The following is a 22,971-nucleotide window of genomic DNA, read 5'->3' on the forward strand; positions in this document are numbered from 1 at the left end:
ACGCGGGCGGCGTCAGGGGCGTTAAATCAGCCGGTTAGCGCTGTGCTAACAGTGGCTTCAGGAAGCGCGCGGTATGGGACTCTTTGCAGTTCGCTACTGTTTCCGGCGTACCGGCAACCAGAATCTGTCCGCCGCCGCTGCCGCCTTCCGGGCCGAGATCGACAATCCAGTCGGCGGTTTTCACCACGTCCAGATTATGCTCAATCACCACAATGGTGTTGCCCTGATCGCGCAGCTGGTGCAGCACCGTCAACAGCAGCTGAATATCGGCAAAGTGCAGGCCGGTGGTCGGCTCATCAAGAATATAGAGCGTCTGACCAGTGCCGCGTTTCGACAGCTCGCGCGCCAGCTTAACGCGCTGCGCCTCGCCGCCCGACAGCGTGGTCGCAGACTGGCCGAGTCGAATATAAGAGAGACCGACATCCATTAGCGTTTGCAGCTTACGCGCCAGCGCTGGCACCGCATCGAAGAACTCGCGTGCTTCTTCGATGGTCATATCCAGCACTTCATGGATGCTCTTGCCTTTGTATTTAATCTCCAGCGTCTCGCGGTTATAACGCTTGCCTTTACACTGGTCGCACGGCACATAAATATCCGGCAGGAAGTGCATTTCCACGCGCAGCACGCCGTCACCCTGACAGGCTTCACAGCGTCCGCCGCGCACGTTAAAGCTGAAGCGGCCTGGATTATAGCCGCGCGAGCGCGACTCCGGCACGCCCGCAAACAGCTCGCGAATCGGGGTAAAGATGCCGGTATAGGTAGCCGGGTTAGAGCGCGGCGTACGGCCGATCGGACTCTGGTCAATATCGATAACCTTATCGAAATTCTCCATGCCGATCACTTCACGATACGGTGCCGGTTCGGCAATGGTTGCGCCGTTCAGCTGGCGTTGAGCAATCGGAAACAGCGTATCGTTAATCAGCGTCGATTTCCCTGAGCCGGACACGCCGGTAATACAGGTAAACAGGCCCACCGGCAGCGTCAGCGTGACATCCTTCAGGTTGTTGCCGCGCGCGCCGGTGATTTTCAGCACTTTGTTCGGATCGGCAGGCACGCGCTGTTCCGGCACCGCAATTTTACGTTTGCCGCTCAGATACTGACCGGTCAGCGATGCTTCCACCTGCATAATTTCTTCAGCGGTGCCTTCCGCCACCACCTGACCGCCATGAACCCCAGCGCCCGGCCCGATATCAATAATATGGTCGGCGGCGCGAATGGCGTCTTCGTCATGCTCCACCACGATGACCGTATTGCCGAGGTTACGCAGATGGATCAGCGTATCCAGCAGGCGTTCGTTATCGCGCTGATGCAGGCCGATTGACGGTTCATCCAGCACATACATCACGCCGACCAGACCGGCACCGATCTGGCTCGCCAGACGAATACGCTGCGCCTCACCGCCCGACAGCGTTTCGGCGGAGCGCGACATGGAGAGATAGTTCAGGCCGACGTTAACCAGGAAGCTCAGGCGATCGCCAATCTCTTTCAGCACTTTTTCAGCGATTTTGGCGCGCTGGCCGCTCAGCTTCAGATTGCGGAAAAAGTCCATCGCATGACCGATGCTCATATCGGAAATGGTCGGCAGCGTGGTGTCTTCGACATAAACGTGGCGCGCTTCACGACGCAGGCGCGTCCCTTCGCAGGTGGCGCAGGCGCGGTTGCTGATAAATTTCGCCAGATCTTCACGTACCGCGCTGGATTCCGTCTCTTTATAACGACGTTCCATATTGTGCAGCACGCCTTCGAACGGATGACGACGCACCGAGGTATCGCCACGATCGTTGATATATTTGAACTCGATGCTTTCCTTGCCGGAGCCGTACAGGATCACCTGGCGCGCTTTTTCGCTCAGGCTATTAAAAGGCGCTTCGACATCGAATTTCAGATGTTCCGCCAGCGAGCGCAGCATCTGGAAGTAGTAAAAGTTACGGCGATCCCAGCCACGAATCGCGCCGCCGGCCAGCGACAGCTCGCCATTTTGCACCACGCGCTCAGGATCGAAATATTGCTGCACGCCAAGGCCGTCGCAGGTCGGGCAGGCGCCCGCCGGGTTGTTGAATGAGAACAGGCGTGGTTCCAGTTCGCTCATGCTGTAGCCGCAGATCGGGCAGGCGAAGTTCGCGGAGAACAGCAGTTCATGCGCATCGGCATCGTCCATATCAGCAACAATCGCCGTGCCGCCAGAGAGTTCCAGCGCGGTCTCAAACGATTCCGCCAGCCGCTGCGCAAGATCTTCACGCACCTTAAAGCGATCGATAACCACTTCAATGGTATGTTTCTTTTGCAACTCCAGCTTTGGCGGATCAGAAAGGTCGCAGACTTCACCGTCAATACGGGCGCGAATGTAGCCCTGCGTCGCCAGGTTCTCCAGCGTTTTGGTATGTTCGCCTTTACGATCTTTCACCACCGGTGCCAGCAGCATCAGACGCGTGCCTTCCGGCTGCGCCAGTACATTATCCACCATCTGACTCACCGTCTGTGCCGCCAGCGGCACGCCGTGATCGGGGCAGCGCGGCTCGCCAACGCGGGCGAACAGCAGGCGCAGATAGTCGTGAATTTCGGTAATGGTTCCCACCGTCGATCGCGGGTTATGAGAGGTGGATTTCTGCTCAATAGAAATGGCTGGCGACAGGCCTTCTATATGATCGACATCCGGTTTTTCCATCAGCGACAGAAACTGACGCGCATAGGCGGAAAGGGATTCCACATAGCGGCGCTGTCCCTCGGCATACAGCGTATCGAACGCCAGCGAGGATTTCCCGGAACCTGACAGGCCGGTGACAACGATCAGTTTGTCGCGAGGGATGATCAGGTTGATGTTTTTCAGGTTGTGGGTGCGGGCACCCCGGACTTCAATCTTATCCATTCACATTTCCCGGATTAACGCAGACTCACCATGCCCGTAACGCTACGGCAGGACTAAACAGGTCATTATGGCACAAAAAATAACTGAATGTATATCCAGTAGTCTGTTGCAACGGTGCAAAAAGATCTTCATTATTGGAAGCTTGCTCGGAAGTATGATCGGGCAGGCTAGCGTGGTAGAATTTACCGTTTAGACTTTAGTGAATACTCATCGGGAGACGCGAACATGGCCAGCAGAGGCGTTAACAAAGTGATTCTTGTCGGGAATCTGGGTCAGGATCCGGAAGTGCGTTATATGCCGAATGGTGGAGCCGTAGCGAATATTACGCTGGCGACTTCCGAAAGCTGGCGTGACAAGCAAACCGGCGAGACCAAAGAGAAAACGGAATGGCACCGCGTTGTGCTGTTCGGCAAACTGGCAGAAGTGGCGGGTGAATACCTGCGTAAAGGTTCTCAGGTTTATATCGAAGGTTCTCTGCAAACGCGCAAATGGCAGGATCAGAGCGGCCAGGAACGTTACACCACGGAAGTGGTAGTTAACGTCGGCGGCACCATGCAGATGCTCGGCGGCCGTCAGGGCGGCGCGGGCGCGCAGGCCGGTGGCGGCATGGGCGGCGGCAACAGCAATAACAACGGTTGGGGCCAGCCTCAGCAGCCGCAGGGCGGTAATCAGTTCAGCGGTGGCGGGCAGCAGGCACCGGCTCGTCCGCAGCAGAGCGCCCCTGCGAACAATGAACCGCCAATGGATTTCGACGACGATATTCCGTTCTGATAAGCCGCTTTTTGTTCTGGCGATCGCTTAAGAAAACCTGCTTCGGCAGGTTTTTTTTAAGCAAAAATAAACGGCTGGGCGTATATAGCGAGACACGTTCTTTTATAGGGATATAAATCATGCAACGTAAATTTTGCCTTTCCGTTATTCTTACTCTTCCGCTCCTGCTTACGGCGTGCGCAGGATCTCAAACCAGCGTGGATAAAAATGCCCGTCATATGGCTCATCAAATAGCCCGCGTGCATTTTGATCCCAATACGCGTCCGCTGACCGCCGACAACATCCGCTTAATGGCGCAATTCCTCAGTCAGTTTTATGACCAGGGTAAAAAAGATCGGGCCGCTGGCCTTACGCTGGCGCAGGCACAACAACGGGTAAATTGTTTTCGCCAACAGCAAGCTGGCGACGCTGCGGGACATAGCCCCTTTGCGCTTGAAGCGCAAAAAAGCTTTTTTCTTACGCATCAATACACCGCCGATCAGCCGGAAAAACGTCGCACAATCTTGCTGGATGGCGCTATCGCTACTTATTGGGATGGCTATAACGGCAAGCCGTAACGTCAGTGCTGGCTTCTATTGCCGCTGAGTGATTTAAAGCGGCTCGCGACAGCAGCATATTTCGGTAATGCTGCCAACTTACTGATTTAGTGTATGATGGTGATTTTAAGGTGCTTGCGTGGCTTCCATTTCCATCAGATGTCCTTCCTGCTCCGCTACTGAAGGCGTGGTGCGTAACGGCAAAAGCACTGCCGGACATCAGCGCTATCTCTGCTCTCATTGCCGTAAAACATGGCAACTACAGTTCACTTACACCGCCTCTCAGCCCGGTACGCACCAGAAAATCATTGATATGGCCATGAATGGCGTCGGATGTCGCGCCAGTGCACGCATTATGGGCGTTGGCCTCAACACGGTTTTACGTCACTTAAAAAACTCAGGCCGCAGTCGGTAACCTCGCGCATACAACCGGGCAGTGATGTGATTGTCTGCGCTGAAATGGACGAACAGTGGGGCTACGTCGGTGCTAAATCACGTCAGCGCTGGCTGTTTTACGCGTATGACAGGATACGGAGGACGGTTGTGGCGCACGTCTTCGGTGAACGCACTCTGGCCACACTGGAGCGTCTTCTGAGCCTGCTGTCGGCCTTTGAGGTCGTGGTATGGATGACGGATGGCTGGCCGCTGTACGAATCACGCCTGAAGGGAAAGCTGCACGTTATCAGCAAGCGTTACACTCAGCGCATTGAGCGACATAACCTGAATCTGAGACAACATCTGGCAAGGCTGGGACGGAAGTCACTGTCGTTCTCAAAATCGGTGGAGCTGCATGACAAGGTCATCGGGCATTATCTGAACATAAAACACTATCAGTAAGTTGGAGTCATTACCGAAGGATGTTGGGCTATTTAACGCAGCGAATATTATTTCCGCTTCATGGATATTTATTCCTGCGGCAATCATTACCTCTAGTTTTACGGAAATATTCAGGGAACAGTCAGAAAGGGCATTAAAACTGACTGCGCGTTTGAATGGTTATGTCATGGTTATTTCACTATTAATGCTGCTTATCGTAACCCTGTACGGTGAGAACATTATTATTACCCTTTATGGGCAAGATTACACACAGTCGGGAAGTCTCATTACGTTATTGTCATTAGCAACCTGCTTTTCGTCAATGGGGACAGTTGCATATCGTTATATGGTCAAAGAAGGAGGTTTTAATTATCTGCTGAAGAAAATTCTCTGCCTGATGGCAATCAGCGTACCGTTATCCTGGGTTTTAATTACCAGCTTCGGACTGATCGGCGCGGCGTGGAGTGTTTTAATCACAGAAATCCTGTCCCTGACCGTAATGAATTACTTCTTCAAACATGGCGTCATCCACAAGATCCACGTTTCCTCACTCAACTACAAAACTTACAAATGAGGTTAAGATGTCTAAGTTTAAAGATGAATTAAGAAGAAGCGTTCTTTATTTTGTAAAAAAAATGCCGTGGGCATACCAGGACCGTATTCACTATTTTCATAAGTTTAAAAGACTACCCAATATTCGTGAACCCAAGCTGTTTAACGAGAAAGTGTTATACCGTAAGTTCGTCAACGGTGACTACGCGCGCTACGGCAAGCTCTCTGACAAATTCACGGTTCGCGACTATATCGCTGATACTATTGGCAATGAATACCTGATCCCACTGGTACACGAAACCAGCGATCCCACGACGCTGCTGAGTCTGCCAGGCCTGAAGAATACGGTGGTTAAGCCCAACCACGGTTCTAATATGGTGGAAATTCTGCTGGAAGAGCCGGACAGCCTGCAAAAGCAGCTGATCGTTAATCGCTGTCAGGAGTGGCTGCGCAAAGACTTTTCCGAAGAGGCGCGCGAGATACATTATCGTTATATCAAGCCGCGCATTCTGGTTGAACAGTATATTGGCGATGGGAAAAGCGCACCGATCGATTCCACATGTTCAATAAAAAGGACGGCAATTTTGAATATGTGCTGCAGGTTATCTATAACCGCAGTAATCCGGCGCTCTCGATGAATTTCTACGTGAATAATCTGAGCGAAGCCTGGTATAAAATCCGCGATACCGGTCTGGATATTCAACAGGTTATGCCGAAGCTGGAACAGGCACTGGAATTAAGTAAAACGCTGGCGAAAGAGTTCGATTACGTTCGCGTTGACTGGTATATCCATGAAGAACAGATCTGGTTTGGCGAATTAACCTTTACGCCAGGCGCCGGTCTGGTTACCGGACTCGATCGCGGCCTGAATAAAATGATGGGCGAAATGTGGTTGCAGGATCGGGTTAACCTTCCGACACCGCTGGGCTCTACAGATGTAACTGATGTAACGCTGCCGGGATTGCTGAAAAAGGTTTAACGCCTTTGACCGGAGAAATAATAAAAAAGCGAGCCGGGCAGCTCGCTTTTTTTATTGGTCAGCTATCAGGATAGCAACGGCTTTTATCAGACTACCGCTCAGGGCATCGGCCATTCAGGCGGCGTCTGGCTCATAATATTGATAAAGGTGTCTTTGGTAATGTTCAGAAAATTATTAACGTTTTCCATACTGAACGACATACCTAATAATCCGGCAACAAACCAGCAGGTCAGGCCGACGCCGATACCGCTACAGACAAAAGCCATGACCGGATGGCTGGTTTGACGGCACTTTGTTTTAAAGGTGCTGGCGAAAAACATCAGAACGGCGCTCAGCAATTCCCAACGCATTACAACAAGGCTGGCGGTAAGCGTAGCCATAACATGCAACCTCTGTCTCTTATTAACCCTGACGCCTGGAGTAAGAAGACGCGATAAAGATGCCAGAGAGTCTCTACCGGTCATGAACATGCAGCACTAAAGTGTGACTTGGGTCACATTATATCACTGCATTTTAAAAATTGAACAAAATTTACACCAGATAAGCTGCTTCTGAAGGCGGGAATAGCTGCGGTGCAGGCAGGGTAAGAAGGCGTTTAATTTCCTGTCTTTATTAGCAAAATAAAGAAACAACAGGGATTTGGGATGAATCTGACCCGCTGAATGATTGTACCTGCGACATCAGCCAGATACGCTTTTCAACCCATGCTGATCTGGTCAGCGCAGGCGTTGTTCGTGCCGTTTAGCCCTGCTTTCTCTTTTATTCAGGATCCTGATATGACTAAGTTGCTTCCTGCCTCTGACCTTCGTTCGGGGTATCGTCTGCTGCAACACGGCGCGTCATTTAACGGCACCTTTTTCGGAGGGCGATGTGATTAAGCCTTGCCTGCGTCTGTCTGACAATATGAAAACGGGATCGCGGCCAACACTGCGTAAATCGCTGCAGCGCATCCATCTGATGATCATTATTATTTCGATGATGATCTCCGGGATCTCTTTATCCACGCTTTCGCTTATCGCGCTACGAAACTATGCGGAAAATAATCTGCAGCTGCTGGCCTCCACGCTGAGCTATACGGTGCAGTCGGCGGTGGTAAAAGGCGAAGGGCAGGTTGTTCAGGAAGCGCTGGCGGAAATTGGCCGACGCGGCTGCTTTGCCTATGGACGGGTATATGACGACCACGGACAACTGCTGGCGGGTTGGCAAGCTTCGCCGCGTCCACAACAGAATCGCCTGGAAAAGCTGATCGCCCAGTGGTTTTTTCCGCAGCCGGTGACCATGCCGATCCTCCATCATCATAATAAGATCGGCCAGATCTGGCTGGTCGGCAACGCCAGCCAGGTAATCCAATATATTTATCAGATTCTCGCCTGGCTGATGGCCAGCCTGCTGTTGACCGCCACCCTGGCTTCGCTGCTGTCACGGCGCATGCACGCCGGTATTCTGGAGGCGTTGCAAAGCATCACCTCGGTTACGCGTGAAGTGCGCCAGCGTCGGGCATTTGCGCGCCGCGTTCCGGCGGCGGACATTGCCGAACTGCACGCCTTAAGCCATGACTTCAATACGCTGCTGGCGGAGCTGGATGAGTGGCAGAGCCATATGAAGCAGGAAAACGATCATCTGGCGCACCAGGCCAGCCATGACAGCCTGACCGGTTTACCAAATCGTATCGCTTTCGAACAGACGTTAGCGCAGGCGTTTGCCGACGGCGCCCAGCGCCAACAACTGGCGTTGCTGTTTATTGATGGCGATCGTTTCAAGCAGATCAATGATACCTGGGGACATGCGGCTGGCGATGCCATTATTACCGCGACCGCAGAACGGCTGCGCGCGCAGGTAAGAAAAACGGATATGGTGGCGCGGCTCGGCGGCGATGAGTTTGCGATTTTGCTGCGTGATATTACCCATCCCGATCAGATCACGCGCGTGGTGCAGCATCTGATGAGCGCCATGGAAAAGCCGCTAATTTTGCCGGACGGTCAGCCGATTGTCTGGTCGCTAAGCATTGGCGCCGCCATGGGGAAAAATGCGCGGTCGGCTGAAGGATTGCTGGCGCAGGCTGATGCCGCGATGTATCACATCAAAGCGCTGGGCGGAGGCTGGTATTTATCGCCGCTGAGACAGAGTCAGCCACAAATGGAAATCTTCTGAAGGCCCGACGGAGAATCGGGCCGTCATCTCTTTTCCCACATTGTTAGCCGCTTACCGGACAGCAGGCGCCGGTCGTACGCTGGGCGTAGCTGCCGAGCGCCTCGCTGCGGGAAAAGCTCACCGGACGCTGGCGCAGCGCGCTCTGACGGCGCATGTTGTGGCGATAAGCGGTGGGCGTCTGGGAAAACTGCCGACGAAAGACGCGCGAAAAGGTCTGTTGAGAATCAAAGCCGTACTGCATCGCAATATCAAAAACCGGGCGCTGCGTCAGGGAAAGCGCTTCCGCCGCCAGCGTGAGCCGACGTTCGCGAATATAGCTGCCCAGCGTCTGTTTCGTTACGGTACGGAACATACGCTGCAGGTGCCATTTGGAGTAGCCGGATTTGGCGGCGACTTCATCAATAGAAAGGTTTTTATCCAGGTTCTGATCAATCCAGTCAGTCAAAGAATGAATAATGTCGTTATGCATCATGACTATGTCCTTCTGATGAGATTTTGAGCGTTGCAGGTCGATGGGGTGGGAGTATAATTCCTCAAGTTAACTTGAGGTAAAGCGTAAAATGAAAAAAAACAGTTATCCGAAGCCGGTGTTGACGCCGGGTGAAGTAGCGAAGCGCAGCGGGGTGGCGGTTTCCGCGCTGCATTTTTATGAAGCGAAGGGGCTGATTGCCAGCACGCGCAATGCCGGAAATCAGCGGCGCTACAGCCGTGATGTATTGCGTCGCGTGGCGATAATCAAAATTGCGCAGCGCATCGGCATTCCGCTGGCGACCGTCAGTGAAAGCCTGTCGCATATGCCGACCGACAAGCGTATTTCGCCGAAAGCCTGGGAAGAGTTGACCGAACAGTGGCGCGCTGAACTGAACAAGCGCATCGAAACCCTGACTCATCTACGCGACGATTTGGATGGCTGTATCGGCTGCGGCTGTCTGTCGATGCGTGACTGCCCGCTGCGCAACCCCGGCGACCGGCTGGCGGAAAAGGGCACCGGCGCTATCCTGCTCGATCCCCATCGCGAAGAAGAGTAGCCGCTATACTGGAGGCTGGCGCTTAACTGCAGGACTCCGTCATGATCGTTGTGCATCATCTGAATAACTCCCGCTCGCAGCGGATCCTCTGGTTGCTGGAAGAGCTGGAGCTGCCTTACGAAATCAAACGCTATCAGCGTCAGGCCTCGATGCTGGCGCCGGACGCGCTGAAAAAAATTCATCCGTTAGGGAAGGCGCCGGTGATTACCGACGGCGATCGTGTGGTCGCGGAATCGGGTGCGATTCTGGAATATCTGGCGGGCCGTTACGATCGAAATAAACAGTTCACGCCGCTGGATGAAGAAGCCCTCCTGCAGTGCCGTTACTGGCTGCACTATGCAGAAGGTTCGCTGATGCCACTGGTGGTGATGCGTCTGATCTTTAGCCGGATGGGGAAAGCGCCGGTGCCCTGGCTGCTGCGTCCGGTTGGCGCCGCCTTTGGCAAAGGAGTACGCAAAGGCTTTATCGATCGCCAGCTGGCGACTCACCGTCAGTTTATCGAACAGCACCTTACCAGCCACGCCTGGTTTGCCGGCGAGCAGCTCACGCTGGCGGATATCCAGATGAGCTTTCCCATTCAGGGGCTGGCGGTACGTGGCGGCCTGCAGGATATGCCCGCGACGCAGGCCTGGCTGGATAAAATTACCTGCCGTCCGGCCTGGCAACGCGCTATTCAAAAAGGCGGAGAGCTGAACCTGGCGGCGGAATAAAGCCGCGCGCTAATCTTTCTGTTTAAAAAGTCAGCGGGGAAATAGCTCAACGCTGGACGGCCTGCTGCAGCAAAAAAACCATAGCTGCAGCGACGTTAGCCTGACTTGCCGCCCGGCCTTTTCGTTTAAACCCGCGTCTTTATCTCATCGACTCGTGAATTATGCTGAATTAGATCCATACAGCAGTTGAAAATATGTCACCAAAGGCAGGATAATCGTTTGCCTTTTTGACAGGCCGCTATGCGGCCTTTTTTTCGCGCGGTGAAGTAAACGTTTGCTTTTTGACTGGCGTCGGCTGTTCTTTTCTCGCCAGTGCTTATCCAGGGAAATAAAAAAACGGTGCATTCTGTTCGCCGCGCAGGCTGTTATCCAAAATAATGAGGTTTTTCCATGTCGACTCCAACACCACCGGCGCGTCGTTCGTTTGATGCCTGGTTCCAGATTTCCGCACGCGGCAGCAGCGTGCGCCAGGAAATCCTTGCCGGCCTGACGACGTTTCTGGCTATGGTTTATTCCGTCATTGTCGTGCCGGGCATGCTCGGCAAAGCGGGTTTCCCGCCTGCGGCGGTTTTTGTTTCCACCTGTCTGGTCGCCAGCTTCGGCTCGATTATCATGGGACTGTGGGCCAATCTGCCGATGGCGATCGGCTGTGCGATCTCCCTGACCGCCTTTACTGCGTTTAGCCTGGTGCTGGGGCAGCAGATCAGCATTCCGGTCGCGCTGGGTGCCGTATTCCTGATGGGCGTGTTATTTACGCTGATTTCCGCCACCGGCATTCGCGCCTGGATCCTGCGTAATCTGCCGATGGGCGTGGCGCACGGCACCGGCGTCGGCATTGGCCTGTTTCTGTTGCTGATCGCCGCTGACGGCGTTGGCCTGGTAGTGAAAAACCCGGCGCCTGGCCTGCCGGTCGCGCTTGGTCACTTCACCTCGTTCCCGGTCATCATGTCCTTAATCGGTCTGGCAGCCATTTTCGGCCTGGAAAAACGCCGCGTGCCGGGCGGCATTCTGCTGACGATTATCGCCATCTCGCTGATTGGCCTGGCGGTCGATCCGGCGGTGAGCTTTAAAGGATTATTTGCCATGCCCAGCCTGCGCGACGCCAACGGCGAATCGCTGCTGTTCAGTCTGGACATTGGTGGCGCGCTGCAGGCTGCGGTGCTGCCGAGCGTGCTGGCGCTGGTGATGACCGCCGTCTTCGATGCCACTGGCACCATTCGCGCCGTGGCGGGGCAGGCGAACCTGCTGGATAAAGAGGACAGATCATTAACGGCGGCAAGGCGCTGACCACCGACTCGGTCAGCAGCATTTTCGCCGGGCTGGTCGGCGCATCGCCAGCGGCGGTTTATATCGAATCGGCGGCGGGTACCGCCGCGGGTGGTAAAACTGGCCTGACGGCGATTGTGGTCGGCCTGCTGTTCCTGCTCATCCTGTTTATGTCGCCGCTGGCTTATCTGGTGCCAGCCTACGCGACGGCACCCGCGCTGATGTATGTAGGCCTGCTGATGTTAAGCAACGTGGCAAAAATCGACTTTAACGATTTTGTCGATGCGATGTCCGGCCTGCTGACGGCGGTATTTATTGTGCTGACCTGCAATATCGTCACCGGCATTATGCTGGGCTTTGGCTCGCTGGTGATTGGTCGTCTGTTTGCCGGTGAATGGCGCAAGCTGAATATCGGCACCGTGATTATCGCCATCGCCCTGGTGGTGTTCTATGCCGGAGGCTGGGCCCTCTAATCTCCTCGCGCGGCGTCCCTGCCGCGCGTGCTTTCCACCGCTGCTTTTTCTCCCATTTGGTTTATGCATAGAGAATTATCCTGAAGCTTAACGAAATGTCCGCCTTGTTTTTAACAGGCTTAACGTTTTGTTTTACACTGCTACGGGGCTTACCCCAGGGGTAATTGATTCACATATGCCTGTTGGAAGGGGCTATAAGGAAAGCATGGAAATCTTTTTTACTATTCTCATCATGATGCTGGTGGTGTCGCTCTCTGGCGTCGCCGCCCGCATTATTCCGTTCCAGATCCCGCTGCCGCTGGTACAAATCGCTGCTGGCGCACTGCTGGCCTGGCCGACCTTTGGTCTGCATGTGGATTTCGACCCGGAACTCTTTCTGGTGCTGTTTATTCCGCCGCTGCTGTTTGCCGACGGCTGGAAAACGCCAGTTAATGAATTTCTGCATCATGGCCGTGAAATCATGGGGCTGGCGCTGGTACTGGTGCTGATCACGGTGGTCGGTATCGGCTACCTGATCTACTGGATGGTGCCGGGCATTCCGCTGGTGCCGGCCTTTGCGCTGGCGGCGGTGCTGTCGCCGACCGATGCGGTGGCGCTGTCCGGCATTGTTGGCGAAGGGCGCATTCCCAAAAAAATCATGTCCATACTGCAGGGCGAAGCGTTAATGAATGACGCCTCCGGCCTGGTGTCGCTAAAATTCGCCGTCGCGGTCGCGATGGGTACGATGGTGTTTACCGTTTCCGGCGCGGCGGTGGAATTTTTCAAGGTTGCCATCGGCGGCCTGCTGGCGGGGGCGGCGGTCTGCTGGCTGTTCGGCAAATCCCTGCGTCTGTTCAGCCGCCTGAGCGGTGACGATCCGGCGACGCAAACCGTTCTGCTGCTGCTGTTACCCTTTGCCTCTTATCTGATTGCAGAGCATCTGGGCGTTTCCGGCATTCTGGCGGCGGTTGCGGCCGGTATGATGATCACCCGCTCCGGCATTATGCGCCGCGCGCCGCTGGCGATGCGCCTGCGTGCTAACAGCGTCTGGCAGATGCTGGAATTTGTGTTTAACGGCATGGTCTTTTTAATGCTGGGCCTGCAGCTGCCGGGCATTCTGGAAACCTCGATCGCCGAGGCCAATGCCGACCCGAATGTGCAGCTCTGGATGCTGTTTACCGACATTCTGTTGGTTTACCTCGCGCTGCTGCTGGTGCGTTTCGGCTGGCTGTGGACCATGCAGCGCATCAGCAAGCGCTTCCTGAGCAAAAAGCCGATGGAGTTCAGCAACTACAGTTCGCGTGAACTGCTTGTCGCCTCGTTCGCTGGCGTACGCGGGGCGATCACGCTGGCCGGTGTGCTGTCGATTCCGCTGTTTCTGCCGAACGGCGACGCTTTCCCGGGCCGTTATGAACTGGTCTTCCTCGCAACCGGCGTGATTCTGTTCTCGCTCTTTATCGGCGTTATCGTACTGCCGCTGTTGCTGCGCGGCGTGGATGGCATTGATAAATCGGGTCTGCGTCGCGAAGTGCAGCAGGCTCGGGCGGTTATGGCTGGTGCGGCGATTGAAAGCCTCTACAAAATGGAAGAGCGCCTGACGCAGGATACTGAAGAGAACCTCGACAACGAGCTGTTGAAAGAGGTGAGTTCGCGCGTGATTGGCAACCTGCGTCGTCGTGCTGACGGACAAAGCGATCTGGATACGGCGCATATTGCCGAAGATCTGGAGCGCCGCTTCCGTTTGACGGCGGTGCGTGCCGAACGCGCTGAGCTGTATCATCTGCGCGCCACGCAGCAAATCAGCAATGAGACGATGCAGAGTCTGCTGCGCGATCTCGATCTGCTGGAAGCGCTACTGGTAGAAAAAGATCACTAAGAAAACGGGCGGGCCAATAAGCCCGCCCGTTGTATTTGCCTCGACCAACCAGCCTGCCTTGCCATCAATAATCTATTCGCCTGCTTGCTCTGGCAGCACAGGTCAACCGGCGCCTCTTGCTGTCCGTAATTCACCCGTTTGCCTTGTCTGCATAAGCCCATCAGTGCATTTCCCTACAGCATCGCTTACCTTGTGTACCGTTGCGCATTAATCAGCGAAAGCGCTATTCCTGTGCTTCAGACCGACAGCGTCGGCGCTTCGCCCGGCCAGTATTCACGACAGCAATCGATCCATGCCTGCGCGCTGCGGGAAAGATAGCTGCCTTCGCGCCAGATTAAGCCCAGCGTCCAGGCCAGCTCCGACTCCAGTGGCAGCCACAGCAGCGACTGACGATCCAACCGCTGACAAATCGGCTCCGGCAGAATCGCCACGCCCATGCCCGCCTGTACCATCGCCGCCAGAAAATCCCATTGCCCGCTGCGTACGGCAATTTGCGGCGTCAGGTTCTCGCGCTGAAACGCTTTCTTCAGCTGGCGGTTAAGGGAAAATTCCTCATTAAAAATCAGCAGCGGATGCTGTGCCACCTGCGCCAGCGAAACGCTGGCGCGGCTCAGCCAGGGCTCGGCGCGCGGTACCAGCACGCAGAGTGGATGACGCATCAGCGTTAGCGTATTCAACGGTGCCTGCTCATCAATCGGCAACGCAGTTAACGCCAGGTCAAGACTGCCCGAAAGCACCGCTTCCTGCACCGTCAGCCCGCCGGACTCTACAATTTTTAACGCAATGCCGGGATAACGCTGGCGAAAGGCGGAAACGGAGCCGGCAATCTGCATGCCGACCATCGGCGGCACGCCCAGCCGCAGCTCGCCGGTTTTCAGCTGATTAATATCGCCAATTTCCAGCTCCAGCTGTTTGAACTCCTGCAAGATCATCAGGCCGCGTTGATAAACGACCTGGCCGCTGTCGGTCAGATGCAGCTTACGCCCTTCGCGCAGCAGCAGCGTGCAGCCCAGCTCCTCCTCCAGCTGACGCAGCATTTTGCTGATGGTCGGCTGCGTGACAAACAGCGCTTCAGCGGCGCGGGTAAAACTCTGTTGCCTGACCACCTCGACAAAATAGCGCAGCGCACGAACGTCCATAAACCATTCCCTTTATGCATACTTTGGATAATTTTAATTCATTTTTTTCACCCTTTGACAGCGCCGTATACTGACAGCCATCACAGATTCGTCAGGAGAAATCGATTATGGCCGTGGCGTTAAGCCCGCAGAGAACGGGATGGCTGCAACGATTGCAGGTGCCGTTACAGGTTGGCGTTTATATCGCGCTGTTTATTTGCGCGCAGCAGCTGGTAGAGTGGCTGCATCTGCCGCTGCCCGCGAATATTGTCGGCATGTTATTGCTGCTGGCGCTGATCGTTCTGCGCATCATGCCGCTGAAATGGGTAAAGGCGGGCGGCAACTGGCTGCTGGCGGAAATGCTGCTGTTTTTCGTTCCGGCGGTGGTGGCGGTGGTTAATTACGGCGATCTGTTGAAAGTTGAAGGCTGGCGCATCTGTCTGGTGATCGCTCTGAGTACGCTGATGGTACTGGCGGCGACGGCGCTGGTGGTGGACAGGGTTTACCGGCTGGAGATGTGGCTGGCGCAGCGTAAGCAGGCGCGCCATGAATAATCTCATTATCAGCCTGCTCTGTTTTATCGCGACGCTCTGCATCTATTTTCTCAATAAACGCCTCTATCGCCGCTGGCGCAAATTGCTGTTGATGCCGCTGGTGATGACGCCGCTGCTGCTGGTCGGCATGCTGCTGGTGATGCATATCTCATGGCAAAACTATATTAGCGAGAGCCGCTGGCTGCTGTGGCTGCTTGGTCCAGCTACGCTGGCGTTTGCCGTGCCGGTTTATGAAAATATGGCGATTATCCGCCGTCACTGGCTGTCGCTGTCGGCAGGCGTAATTACCGCGACGTTGGTGGCGGTATGCAGCTCCGTCTGGCTGGCGCGGCTGCTGGCGCTGCCGGAAGTTATCCAGCGCAGCCTGGCGATTCGATCTATTACCACGCCGTTTGCGCTGGCGGCGGCGAAGCAGGTAGGCGGCCAGCCCGATTTGGTGGCGCTGTTTGTGGTGATTACCGGCGTGTTTGGCATGGCGGTAGGCGATGTGCTGTTTTTGCGCCTGGCGGTGAAGCAGGGCATGGCAAAAGGGGCCGGTTTTGGCGCCGCCTCGCACGGGGCTGGCACCGCCCGCGCTTATGAGTTGGGGCAACAGGAAGGTGTGGTTTCCAGCCTGGTGATGATGCTCTCCGGCGTGCTGACGGTGGTGATTGCACCGCTAATCAGCCAGCTAATGTGGCCGGTGGCGCAGTAACGACCTGTTTACGCGTTGCTTAACCAGCGGACAGGGCGTTACTTATTAAGCGATTCCAGCCTAAACCGTCGTTTTGCTGGCGGCGTTAATGCCAAAAAAACAGGGCCTGACGGCCCTGTCTGTTAATGCTTACTTCGTTAAATCAGCACGTATTGGCTAGTGCGCTTTACCCTGGTCGATGCCGAGGCCGGTTTGCGAGCGTACAAACTGCGCGCGGAACAGCTGACGCTCCTGTGCGCCCTGTGCTGAGTGATCGGTAACCGAGAACAGCCAGGTGCCGATAAACGCCACCAGCATGGAGAACAGCGCCGGATATTCATACGGAAAAACCGGTGTTGTATGTCCCAATACCTGAACCCAAACCGTCGGGCCAAGAATCATCAGAATGACCGCCGTCAGCAGGCCCAGCCAGCCGCCGATCATCGCGCCGCGCGTGGTCAGCTTCGACCAGTACATCGACAGCAGGATAATCGGGAAGTTACAGCTGGCGGCAATGGAGAAGGCCAGCCCAACCATGAAGGCGATGTTCTGCTTTTCAAACAGAATGCCCAGCGCAATGGCGACCACACCCAGAATCAGCACGGTAATTTTCGATACGCGCAGCTCTTCCTTCTCGGTCGCCTGGCCTTTACGCACCACGCTGGCATACAGGTCGTGCGAAACGGCAGACGCGCCCGCCAGCGTCAGACCGGCCACCACCGCCAGAATGGTGGCGAACGCCACCGCTGAGATAAAGCCGAGGAACGTACTGCCGCCGACCGCGTTAGCCAGATGGACCGCCGCCATATTATTGCCGCCGATCAGCGCGCCAGCCGCATCTTTAAAGGCCGGATTGGCGCCTACCAGCAGAATCGCGCCGAAGCCGATAATAAAGGTCAGGAAGTAAAAGTAGCCCATAAAGCCGGTGGCCCAGAATACGCTTTTACGCGCTTCGCGGGCGTCGCTAACGGTAAAGAAGCGCATCAAAATATGCGGCAAACCCGCCGTACCAAACATCAGTCCCAGTCCCAGCGACAGTGCGGAAATCGGGTCGTTCACCAGCCCGCCGGGGCGCATAATTGCCTGGCCTTTCGGATGCACCGCCATCGCCTCGGTAAACAGCGTATTAAAGCTGAAGCCGACCGATTTCATCACCATAATCGCCATAAAGGATGCGCCGAACAGCAGCAGCACCGCCTTGATAATCTGCACCCAGGTGGTAGCCAGCATGCCGCCGAACAGTACATACAGCACCATCAGAATGCCCACCAGCACCACGGCAACATGGTAATCCAGGCCGAACAGCAGCTGGATCAGTTTGCCCGCGCCGACCATCTGCGCAATCAGGTACAGCGCCACCACCACCAGCGAGCCGCAGGCGGACAGCGTGCGGATCGGCTTTTGCTGCAGACGGTAAGAGGCGACATCGGCAAAGGTGTAGCGGCCCAGGTTGCGCAGACGTTCAGCAATCAAAAACAGGATGATCGGCCAGCCCACCAGGAAGCCCAGCGAGTAAATCAGCCCGTCGTAGCCGGAGGTATAGACCAGCGCGGAAATACCGAGAAACGAGGCGGCGGACATAAAATCCCCGGCCATCGCCAGCCCGTTCTGGAAACCGGTGATATTGCCGCCCGCGGTATAGTAGTCGCTGCGCGAGCGGGTACGTTTGGACGCCCACCAGGTAATGCCCAGCGTCCCGGCGACAAACACCAGGAACATAATAATCGCCTGATAGTTGGTGCCCTGCTTTTGCACGGCGCCGGTGATCGCATCGGCCGCCAGCAGCGGCAATGGAAGCAGCAGAGCGAGCCCCGCGGTAAAGCGCTTAAGCCCGTTCATTATTTCACCTCATCAAGGATCTGTTTGGTCAGGCGATCGAATTCGCCGTTGGCGCGCCAGACATATACGCCGGTCAGAATGAAAGAGATCACAATCAGGCCGACGCCGATGGGAATACCGCGCGTCACATTGGTGCCTTCATGCAGCGGCGCGCCCAGCCAGCCGGGCGCAAAAGCGATAAGCAGGATAAAGCCAACGTAGAGGATCAACATGATAATGGACAGAATCAGCGCAAAACGCTGGCGCTTATGCACCAGTTCTTTAAAGCGCGCGCTATTCTCTATTCGGGCATAGATAGCGTCGTTCATGCAGCGTCTCCAGAGGTAAGAAAAGATCGCAGGACTATGATGTTATGACGTCTGTTGTTATGGGCTGGCCGCAGCCAGCCTTGCCGCTTGTTGTTATCGTCGGGCGATCGCCGCCCGTTATGGCATCGTAATGCTCTGTTTTTCCTCCAGCAGTTTTTCCACTACGCCAGGATCGGCCAGCGTCGAGGTGTCGCCCAGATTACTGGTATCGCCGGTGGCAATTTTGCGCAGAATACGACGCATAATCTTGCCGGAGCGGGTTTTTGGCAGCGAATCGGTCCAGTGCAGCACATCCGGCGTAGCGATCGGCCCAATTTCTTTGCGTACCCAGCTGCGAACTTCCGCATACAGCTCAGGCGTGGGTTCTTCGCCGTGGTTCAACGTGATATAGGCATAAATCGACTGGCCTTTAATACTGTGCGGAATACCGACTACCGCCGCCTCGGCGATTTTGGCATGGGAAACCAGCGCCGATTCAATCTCGGCGGTGCCCAGTCGATGGCCTGACACATTCAGCACATCGTCCACGCGGCCGGTAATCCAGTAATAGCCATCCTCGTCACGGCGCGCGCCGTCACCGCTGAAGTACATGTTTTTGAAGGTGGAGAAGTAGGTTTGCTCAAAGCGCTCGTGATCGCCGAACAGCGTGCGTGCCTGGCCCGGCCAGGAATCGACAATTACCAGGTTGCCTTCGCAGGCACCTTCCTGCGGACGGCCTTCGTTATCCACCAGCGCAGGTTGCACGCCGAAGAAAGGTTTAGTGGCCGAGCCCGGCTTCAGCTCGGTGGCGCCGGGCAGCGGCGCGATCATGAAGCCGCCGGTTTCGGTTTGCCACCGGTATCGACAATCGGGCAGCGGCTGTCGCCGATTTTCTTGTAATACCACTCCCAGGCCTCCGGGTTAATCGGCTCGCCGACCGATCCCATAATGCGCAGCGAAGCGCGGCTGGTGCCGGTAATGGCCCGGTCGCCTTCCGCCATCAACGCGCGAATCGCCGTCGGCGCGGTATGAGCAGCGTCACCTTATGCTTATCTACCACTTCCGCCATCCGGCTGGGCTGCGGCCAGTTAGGCACGCCTTCAAACATCAGCGTTGTCGCGCCGCAGGCCAGCGGACCATACAGCAGATAGCTGTGACCGGTTACCCAGCCGACGTCGGCGGTACACCAGTAAACGTCGCTCGGATGGTAATCGAATACATATTTAAAGGTTGCCGCGGCATAAACCAGATAGCCGCCGGTGGTGTGCAGCACGCCTTTCGGTTTGCCGGTGGAGCCGGAGGTATAAAGGATAAACAGCGGATCTTCGGCGTTCATCTCTTCCGGTTGATGATGAGAGCAGGCGCTGTTTATCAGCTCATGCCACCAGCAGTCGCGGCCATTTTGCCAGGCGACCTCGTTGCCGGTACGCTTCAGCACCACCACGCGTTCAATGGTGGTCACGCCAGGATTTTTCAGTGCCTCATCGACATTTTTCTTCAGCGGAATGGTGCGGCCCGCGCGCACGCCTTCATCGGCGGTCACCACCAGCTTCGCGCTGGAATCGATAATACGGCCCGCCACCGCTTCCGGCGAAAAGCCGCCGAAAATGACCGAATGCACCGCGCCGATACGGGCGCAGGCCAGCATGGCGATGGCTGCTTCCGGCACCATCGGCATATAAATAGCGACCACATCGCCTTTCTTGATTTCCAGCTCTTTAAGCACGTTGGCGAAGCGGCACACTTCGCGATGCAGATCGCGATAGGTGAGGGTTTTGCTTTCGCTGGCGTCGTCACCTTCCCAGATAATCGCCGGATGATTGCCGCGCTCATGCAGATGGCGATCGAGGCAGTTTGCGGCGAGGTTCAGGGTGCCGTCTTCGTACCAGCGAATGCTGATATTACCGGGCGCGAAGGAGGTGTTCTTCACTTTAGTGTAAGGCTTGATCCAGTCAAGAATTTTGCCCTGTTCGCCCCAAAAGGAGTCAGGATCCTGCACCGACTGTTGGTACATCGACTGGTACTGTTCTGCATTTATCAGGGTGTTTTCCGCAATATTAGCGGGAACGGGATGCTTAATAATTTGGCTCATGGCTGATCTCCTTGGAGTTGTTAATGATATGTCAATCAAAGGTTAATGACAGCGAGGAGCAGCGCTTTGTTTCTTTTTTGCGCGACAGATCACGGGATTAGTAAACACGATGAAAAATGCAGGTTTTTTATTAGCCTGACAGCAAAATATTTCGCTTTTTGCCTTCCGATAAGTGTAGGTAATGGCGCGCGGAATTGGTGAAAAAAACAGCAAACGGTATAACGCTTTTCATACATAGTTATGCGAAAAAGAGGCGCTATATTACTTTTTAGAACATAGAGTTAGTGAATCAATAACCTAAAGGTATTTATATCGTCGCAAGTCAATTGGACGAAAGAGGGTACTGGAAAGGTTGCTTTTCGCCCGTTGATAATGGTACTTATCAACGGCCCTTTTCCGGGCGCAACCATCAATAACCCTCGATTTTACCGGACTTTGTCCATTTCCCTTAAGTGTGTAAATGTCCGCGCTCCTTTGCGGAACCAGGGTTTGTTAAGGAAATGAAACACTATGAAAGGTTTTAAAATCAGCCTTGCCTGGCAAATACTGATTGCATTAGTGCTGGGTGTCATCGTCGGAGCGATTTTACATAACCAGCCAGGGGATCGTGAATGGTTAATCACCAATATCCTCTCGCCTGCCGGTGATATTTTTATTCATCTGATCAAGATGATTGTGGTGCCTATTGTTGTCTCCACGCTTGTCGTGGGTATTGCGGGCGTGGGTGACGCGAAGAAGCTGGGAAGAATCGGCGTCAAAACCATTGTGTACTTTGAAGTGATTACCACCATTGCCATCGTGGTAGGGATTACCCTGGCGAATGTTTTTCAGCCCGGCACCGGCATTGATATGTCGACGCTGGCAACGGTGGATATCTCTAAATATGAAGCGACGACACAGCAGGTTGAAAGCGGGGCGCATAGCCTTGTGATCACCATTCTGTCGCTGATCCCGCAGAATATTTTCGCGGCTTTCGCCAGCGGCGATATGCTGCCGATCATCTTCTTCTCGGTGCTGTTTGGTCTGGGGCTGTCATCGCTGCCGTCGGAACATCGCGATCCGCTGGTGCAGGTGTTCCGCTCTGTTTCCGAAGCGATGTTTAAAGTGACGCATATGATTATGCGCTATGCGCCGGTTGGCGTGTTTGCGCTGATCTCGGTGACTATCGCTAACTTCGGCTTCGCCTCGCTGTGGCCATTGGCGAAGCTGGTGCTGCTGGTGTACGCCGCCATCCTGTTCTTCGCCTTTGTGGTGCTGGGCGCGGTGGCGCGTCTCTGCAAACTGAAAATCACCACGCTGATTCGCATCCTGAAGGATGAGCTGATTCTGGCTTACTCCACCTCCAGCTCGGAAACCGTACTGCCGCGCATTATGGAGAAAATGGAAGCCTACGGCGCGCCGAAAGCGATCACCAGCTTCGTGGTGCCGACCGGCTACTCCTTCAACCTGGATGGCTCAACTCTTTACCAGAGCATCGCGGCGATCTTCATCGCCCAGCTGTACGGTATCGAACTCTCCCTGATGGATGAGATCGTGCTGGTGCTGACGCTGATGGTGACCTCAAAAGGGATCGCTGGCGTGCCGGGCGTCTCCTTCGTGGTGCTGCTGGCAACGCTGGGCAGCGTGGGCATTCCGCTGGAAGGTCTGGCCTTTATCGCAGGCGTAGACCGCATCATGGATATGGCGCGTACTGCGCTGAACGTGGTAGGCAATGCGCTGGCGGTGCTGGTTATCGCCAAGTGGGAAGACCAGTTCGACAGCGCGCAGGCGAAAGAGTACGAGCAGCAGCTACGTATTCAGCCCGCCCGCTAAGCAGACGTTAATCTAACGCCGTCCCACGCCCGGGCGGCGTTTTTTTTTGCCCGCTTGCCGAACGGCGCGGGTTTCCTTCGTGCGGCGAGTTGCTCATTATAGGGCGTCAAAATTGCATCCGCGTTTATAAGGGAGTTGCCATGAGTCTCGATCTGTCTCGCATGATCACCGAAAGCCGTAATCCAGCCAGCGAAAATATTGATGAGCTAACGACGGAAGCGATGCTGCGCGTTATCAATAATGAAGATCAAAAGGTGGCGCTGGCCGTCGAGGCGATTGTGCCGCAGATAGCGCAGGCCGTAGACGCGATTGCCGCCGCGTTTCAGCAGGGCGGACGCCTGATTTACAGCGGCGCGGGCACCTCCGGTCGATTGGGCATTCTGGATGCGAGCGAATGCCCGCCAACCTTTGGCACGCCGCGTGAACAGGTGGTCGGCCTGATTGCGGGCGGCCACAAAGCCATTTTGCAGGCGGTGGAAAACGCCGAGGACAACAGCGAAATGGGCACGGCGGATTTGCAGGCAATCGAGTTTAACGAGCGCGACGTGCTGGTCGGCATCGCTGCCAGCGGACGCACGCCTTATGTGCTGGGC

General features: G+C 55.4%; 17 protein-coding genes and 4 pseudogenes. 14 read left to right on the forward strand and 7 right to left on the reverse strand.

All coding sequences use genetic code 11. The features are described 5' to 3' along the window. Window positions 1–34: 34 nt before the first annotated feature. Window positions 35–2,866, reverse strand: coding sequence for an excinuclease ABC subunit UvrA (gene uvrA, locus P3C52_RS14710; RefSeq protein ID WP_275555722.1), 2,832 nt, complete (start codon window positions 2,864–2,866; stop codon window positions 35–37). 225 nt (window positions 2,867–3,091) lie between these two features. Here uvrA and ssb1 point away from each other — a divergent pair, with 225 nt between their 5' ends. The 5 genes and pseudogenes from ssb1 (at window position 3,092) to P3C52_RS14735 (ending at window position 6,520) form a co-directional block, all read left to right on the forward strand. Beyond that, window positions 3,092–3,637 carry a single-stranded DNA-binding protein SSB1 gene (gene ssb1 / locus P3C52_RS14715; protein ID WP_275555723.1) on the forward strand — a complete coding sequence of 182 codons (546 nt, stop codon included), beginning with the start codon at window positions 3,092–3,094 and terminating at the stop codon, window positions 3,635–3,637. Between the two features lie 119 nt (window positions 3,638–3,756). Next, window positions 3,757–4,194, forward strand: coding sequence for an Exc2 family lipoprotein (locus tag P3C52_RS14720; RefSeq protein ID WP_275555724.1), 438 nt, complete (start codon window positions 3,757–3,759; stop codon window positions 4,192–4,194). A gap of 118 nt (window positions 4,195–4,312) precedes the next feature. Next, window positions 4,313–5,010 (forward strand): IS1 family transposase gene (locus tag P3C52_RS14725; RefSeq protein WP_094106546.1). Its coding sequence is split into 2 segments (ribosomal slippage): window positions 4,313–4,562 and window positions 4,562–5,010, totalling 699 coding nucleotides; the frame shifts between segments, so codons are not numbered across the junction. Between the two features lie 16 nt (window positions 5,011–5,026). Beyond that, a pseudogene (locus P3C52_RS14730) lies at window positions 5,027–5,563 on the forward strand (polysaccharide biosynthesis C-terminal domain-containing protein); the annotation flags it as partial. Window positions 5,564–5,570: 7 nt separating this feature from the next. Further along, window positions 5,571–6,520 (forward strand): annotated as a pseudogene (locus P3C52_RS14735) (ATP-grasp fold amidoligase family protein). Between the two features lie 98 nt (window positions 6,521–6,618). Here P3C52_RS14735 and P3C52_RS14740 read toward each other — a convergent pair. Continuing rightward, window positions 6,619–6,900 carry a YjcB family protein gene (locus P3C52_RS14740; protein ID WP_275555726.1) on the reverse strand — a complete coding sequence of 94 codons (282 nt, stop codon included), beginning with the start codon at window positions 6,898–6,900 and terminating at the stop codon, window positions 6,619–6,621. A gap of 490 nt (window positions 6,901–7,390) precedes the next feature. On the opposite strand from P3C52_RS14740, the gene P3C52_RS14745 reads away from it, so the two are divergent. Then, window positions 7,391–8,671, forward strand: a complete 1,281-nt coding sequence (locus P3C52_RS14745) for a diguanylate cyclase (RefSeq protein ID WP_275555727.1) — start codon at window positions 7,391–7,393, stop codon at window positions 8,669–8,671. Between the two features lie 43 nt (window positions 8,672–8,714). Here P3C52_RS14745 and soxS read toward each other — a convergent pair whose 3' ends face one another. Beyond that, window positions 8,715–9,143 (reverse strand): superoxide response transcriptional regulator SoxS, encoded by a 429-nt coding sequence (soxS, locus tag P3C52_RS14750; protein ID WP_275555728.1) that lies wholly within the window; start codon window positions 9,141–9,143, stop codon window positions 8,715–8,717. Between the two features lie 88 nt (window positions 9,144–9,231). Here soxS and soxR point away from each other — a divergent pair, with 88 nt between their 5' ends. The 4 genes and pseudogenes from soxR (at window position 9,232) to P3C52_RS14770 (ending at window position 14,003) form a co-directional block, all read left to right on the forward strand. Then, the gene (gene soxR / locus P3C52_RS14755) at window positions 9,232–9,699 is read left to right on the forward strand and encodes a redox-sensitive transcriptional activator SoxR (protein ID WP_275555729.1); all 468 of its coding nucleotides are present in this window, start codon (window positions 9,232–9,234) and stop codon (window positions 9,697–9,699) included. Window positions 9,700–9,740: 41 nt separating this feature from the next. Then, on the forward strand, window positions 9,741–10,409 hold the full coding sequence (locus P3C52_RS14760; protein ID WP_275555730.1) for a glutathione S-transferase: 669 nt from the start codon (window positions 9,741–9,743) through the stop codon (window positions 10,407–10,409). A gap of 390 nt (window positions 10,410–10,799) precedes the next feature. Beyond that, a pseudogene (locus P3C52_RS14765) lies at window positions 10,800–12,148 on the forward strand (NCS2 family permease). Window positions 12,149–12,353: 205 nt separating this feature from the next. After that, the gene (locus P3C52_RS14770; RefSeq protein ID WP_275555731.1) at window positions 12,354–14,003 is read left to right on the forward strand and encodes a Na+/H+ antiporter; all 1,650 of its coding nucleotides are present in this window, start codon (window positions 12,354–12,356) and stop codon (window positions 14,001–14,003) included. Between the two features lie 236 nt (window positions 14,004–14,239). On the opposite strand, the gene P3C52_RS14775 is transcribed toward P3C52_RS14770, so the two are convergent. Then, window positions 14,240–15,142: a LysR family transcriptional regulator gene (locus P3C52_RS14775; RefSeq protein ID WP_275555732.1), complete on the reverse strand. Its 903-nt coding sequence runs from the start codon at window positions 15,140–15,142 to the stop codon at window positions 14,240–14,242. Window positions 15,143–15,249: 107 nt separating this feature from the next. Here P3C52_RS14775 and P3C52_RS14780 point away from each other — a divergent pair, with 107 nt between their 5' ends. Both P3C52_RS14780 and P3C52_RS14785 read left to right on the forward strand, forming a co-directional pair. Beyond that, on the forward strand, window positions 15,250–15,675 hold the full coding sequence (locus P3C52_RS14780; protein ID WP_275555733.1) for a CidA/LrgA family protein: 426 nt from the start codon (window positions 15,250–15,252) through the stop codon (window positions 15,673–15,675). Then, the gene (locus tag P3C52_RS14785; RefSeq protein ID WP_275555734.1) at window positions 15,668–16,369 is read left to right on the forward strand and encodes an LrgB family protein; all 702 of its coding nucleotides are present in this window, start codon (window positions 15,668–15,670) and stop codon (window positions 16,367–16,369) included. The genes P3C52_RS14780 and P3C52_RS14785 overlap by 8 nt, the downstream gene beginning before the upstream one ends. Window positions 16,370–16,525: 156 nt before the next feature. Here P3C52_RS14785 and actP read toward each other — a convergent pair whose 3' ends face one another. From actP to acs, 3 genes and pseudogenes are all read right to left on the reverse strand, one after another. Beyond that, window positions 16,526–18,187 carry a cation/acetate symporter ActP gene (gene actP, locus P3C52_RS14790; RefSeq protein WP_275555735.1) on the reverse strand — a complete coding sequence of 554 codons (1,662 nt, stop codon included), beginning with the start codon at window positions 18,185–18,187 and terminating at the stop codon, window positions 16,526–16,528. After that, window positions 18,187–18,495: a DUF485 domain-containing protein gene (locus P3C52_RS14795; protein ID WP_275555736.1), complete on the reverse strand. Its 309-nt coding sequence runs from the start codon at window positions 18,493–18,495 to the stop codon at window positions 18,187–18,189. The genes actP and P3C52_RS14795 overlap by 1 nt, the downstream gene beginning before the upstream one ends. A gap of 117 nt (window positions 18,496–18,612) precedes the next feature. Further along, window positions 18,613–20,566 (reverse strand): annotated as a pseudogene (acs, locus tag P3C52_RS14800) (acetate--CoA ligase). Window positions 20,567–21,076: 510 nt separating this feature from the next. Between acs and gltP the strand changes: the two are divergent. Together gltP and P3C52_RS14810 are read left to right on the forward strand one after the other, a co-directional pair. Then, window positions 21,077–22,378, forward strand: a complete 1,302-nt coding sequence (gene gltP, locus P3C52_RS14805) for a glutamate/aspartate:proton symporter GltP (RefSeq protein ID WP_275555737.1) — start codon at window positions 21,077–21,079, stop codon at window positions 22,376–22,378. Window positions 22,379–22,518: 140 nt separating this feature from the next. Continuing rightward, the coding region (locus P3C52_RS14810; RefSeq protein ID WP_275555738.1) for an N-acetylmuramic acid 6-phosphate etherase at window positions 22,519–22,971 on the forward strand (453 nt) is incomplete at its 3' end.

The sequence above is a fragment of the Mixta sp. Marseille-Q2659 genome (assembly GCF_940807255.1).
Taxonomy (GTDB): Bacteria; Pseudomonadota; Gammaproteobacteria; order Enterobacterales; family Enterobacteriaceae; genus Mixta.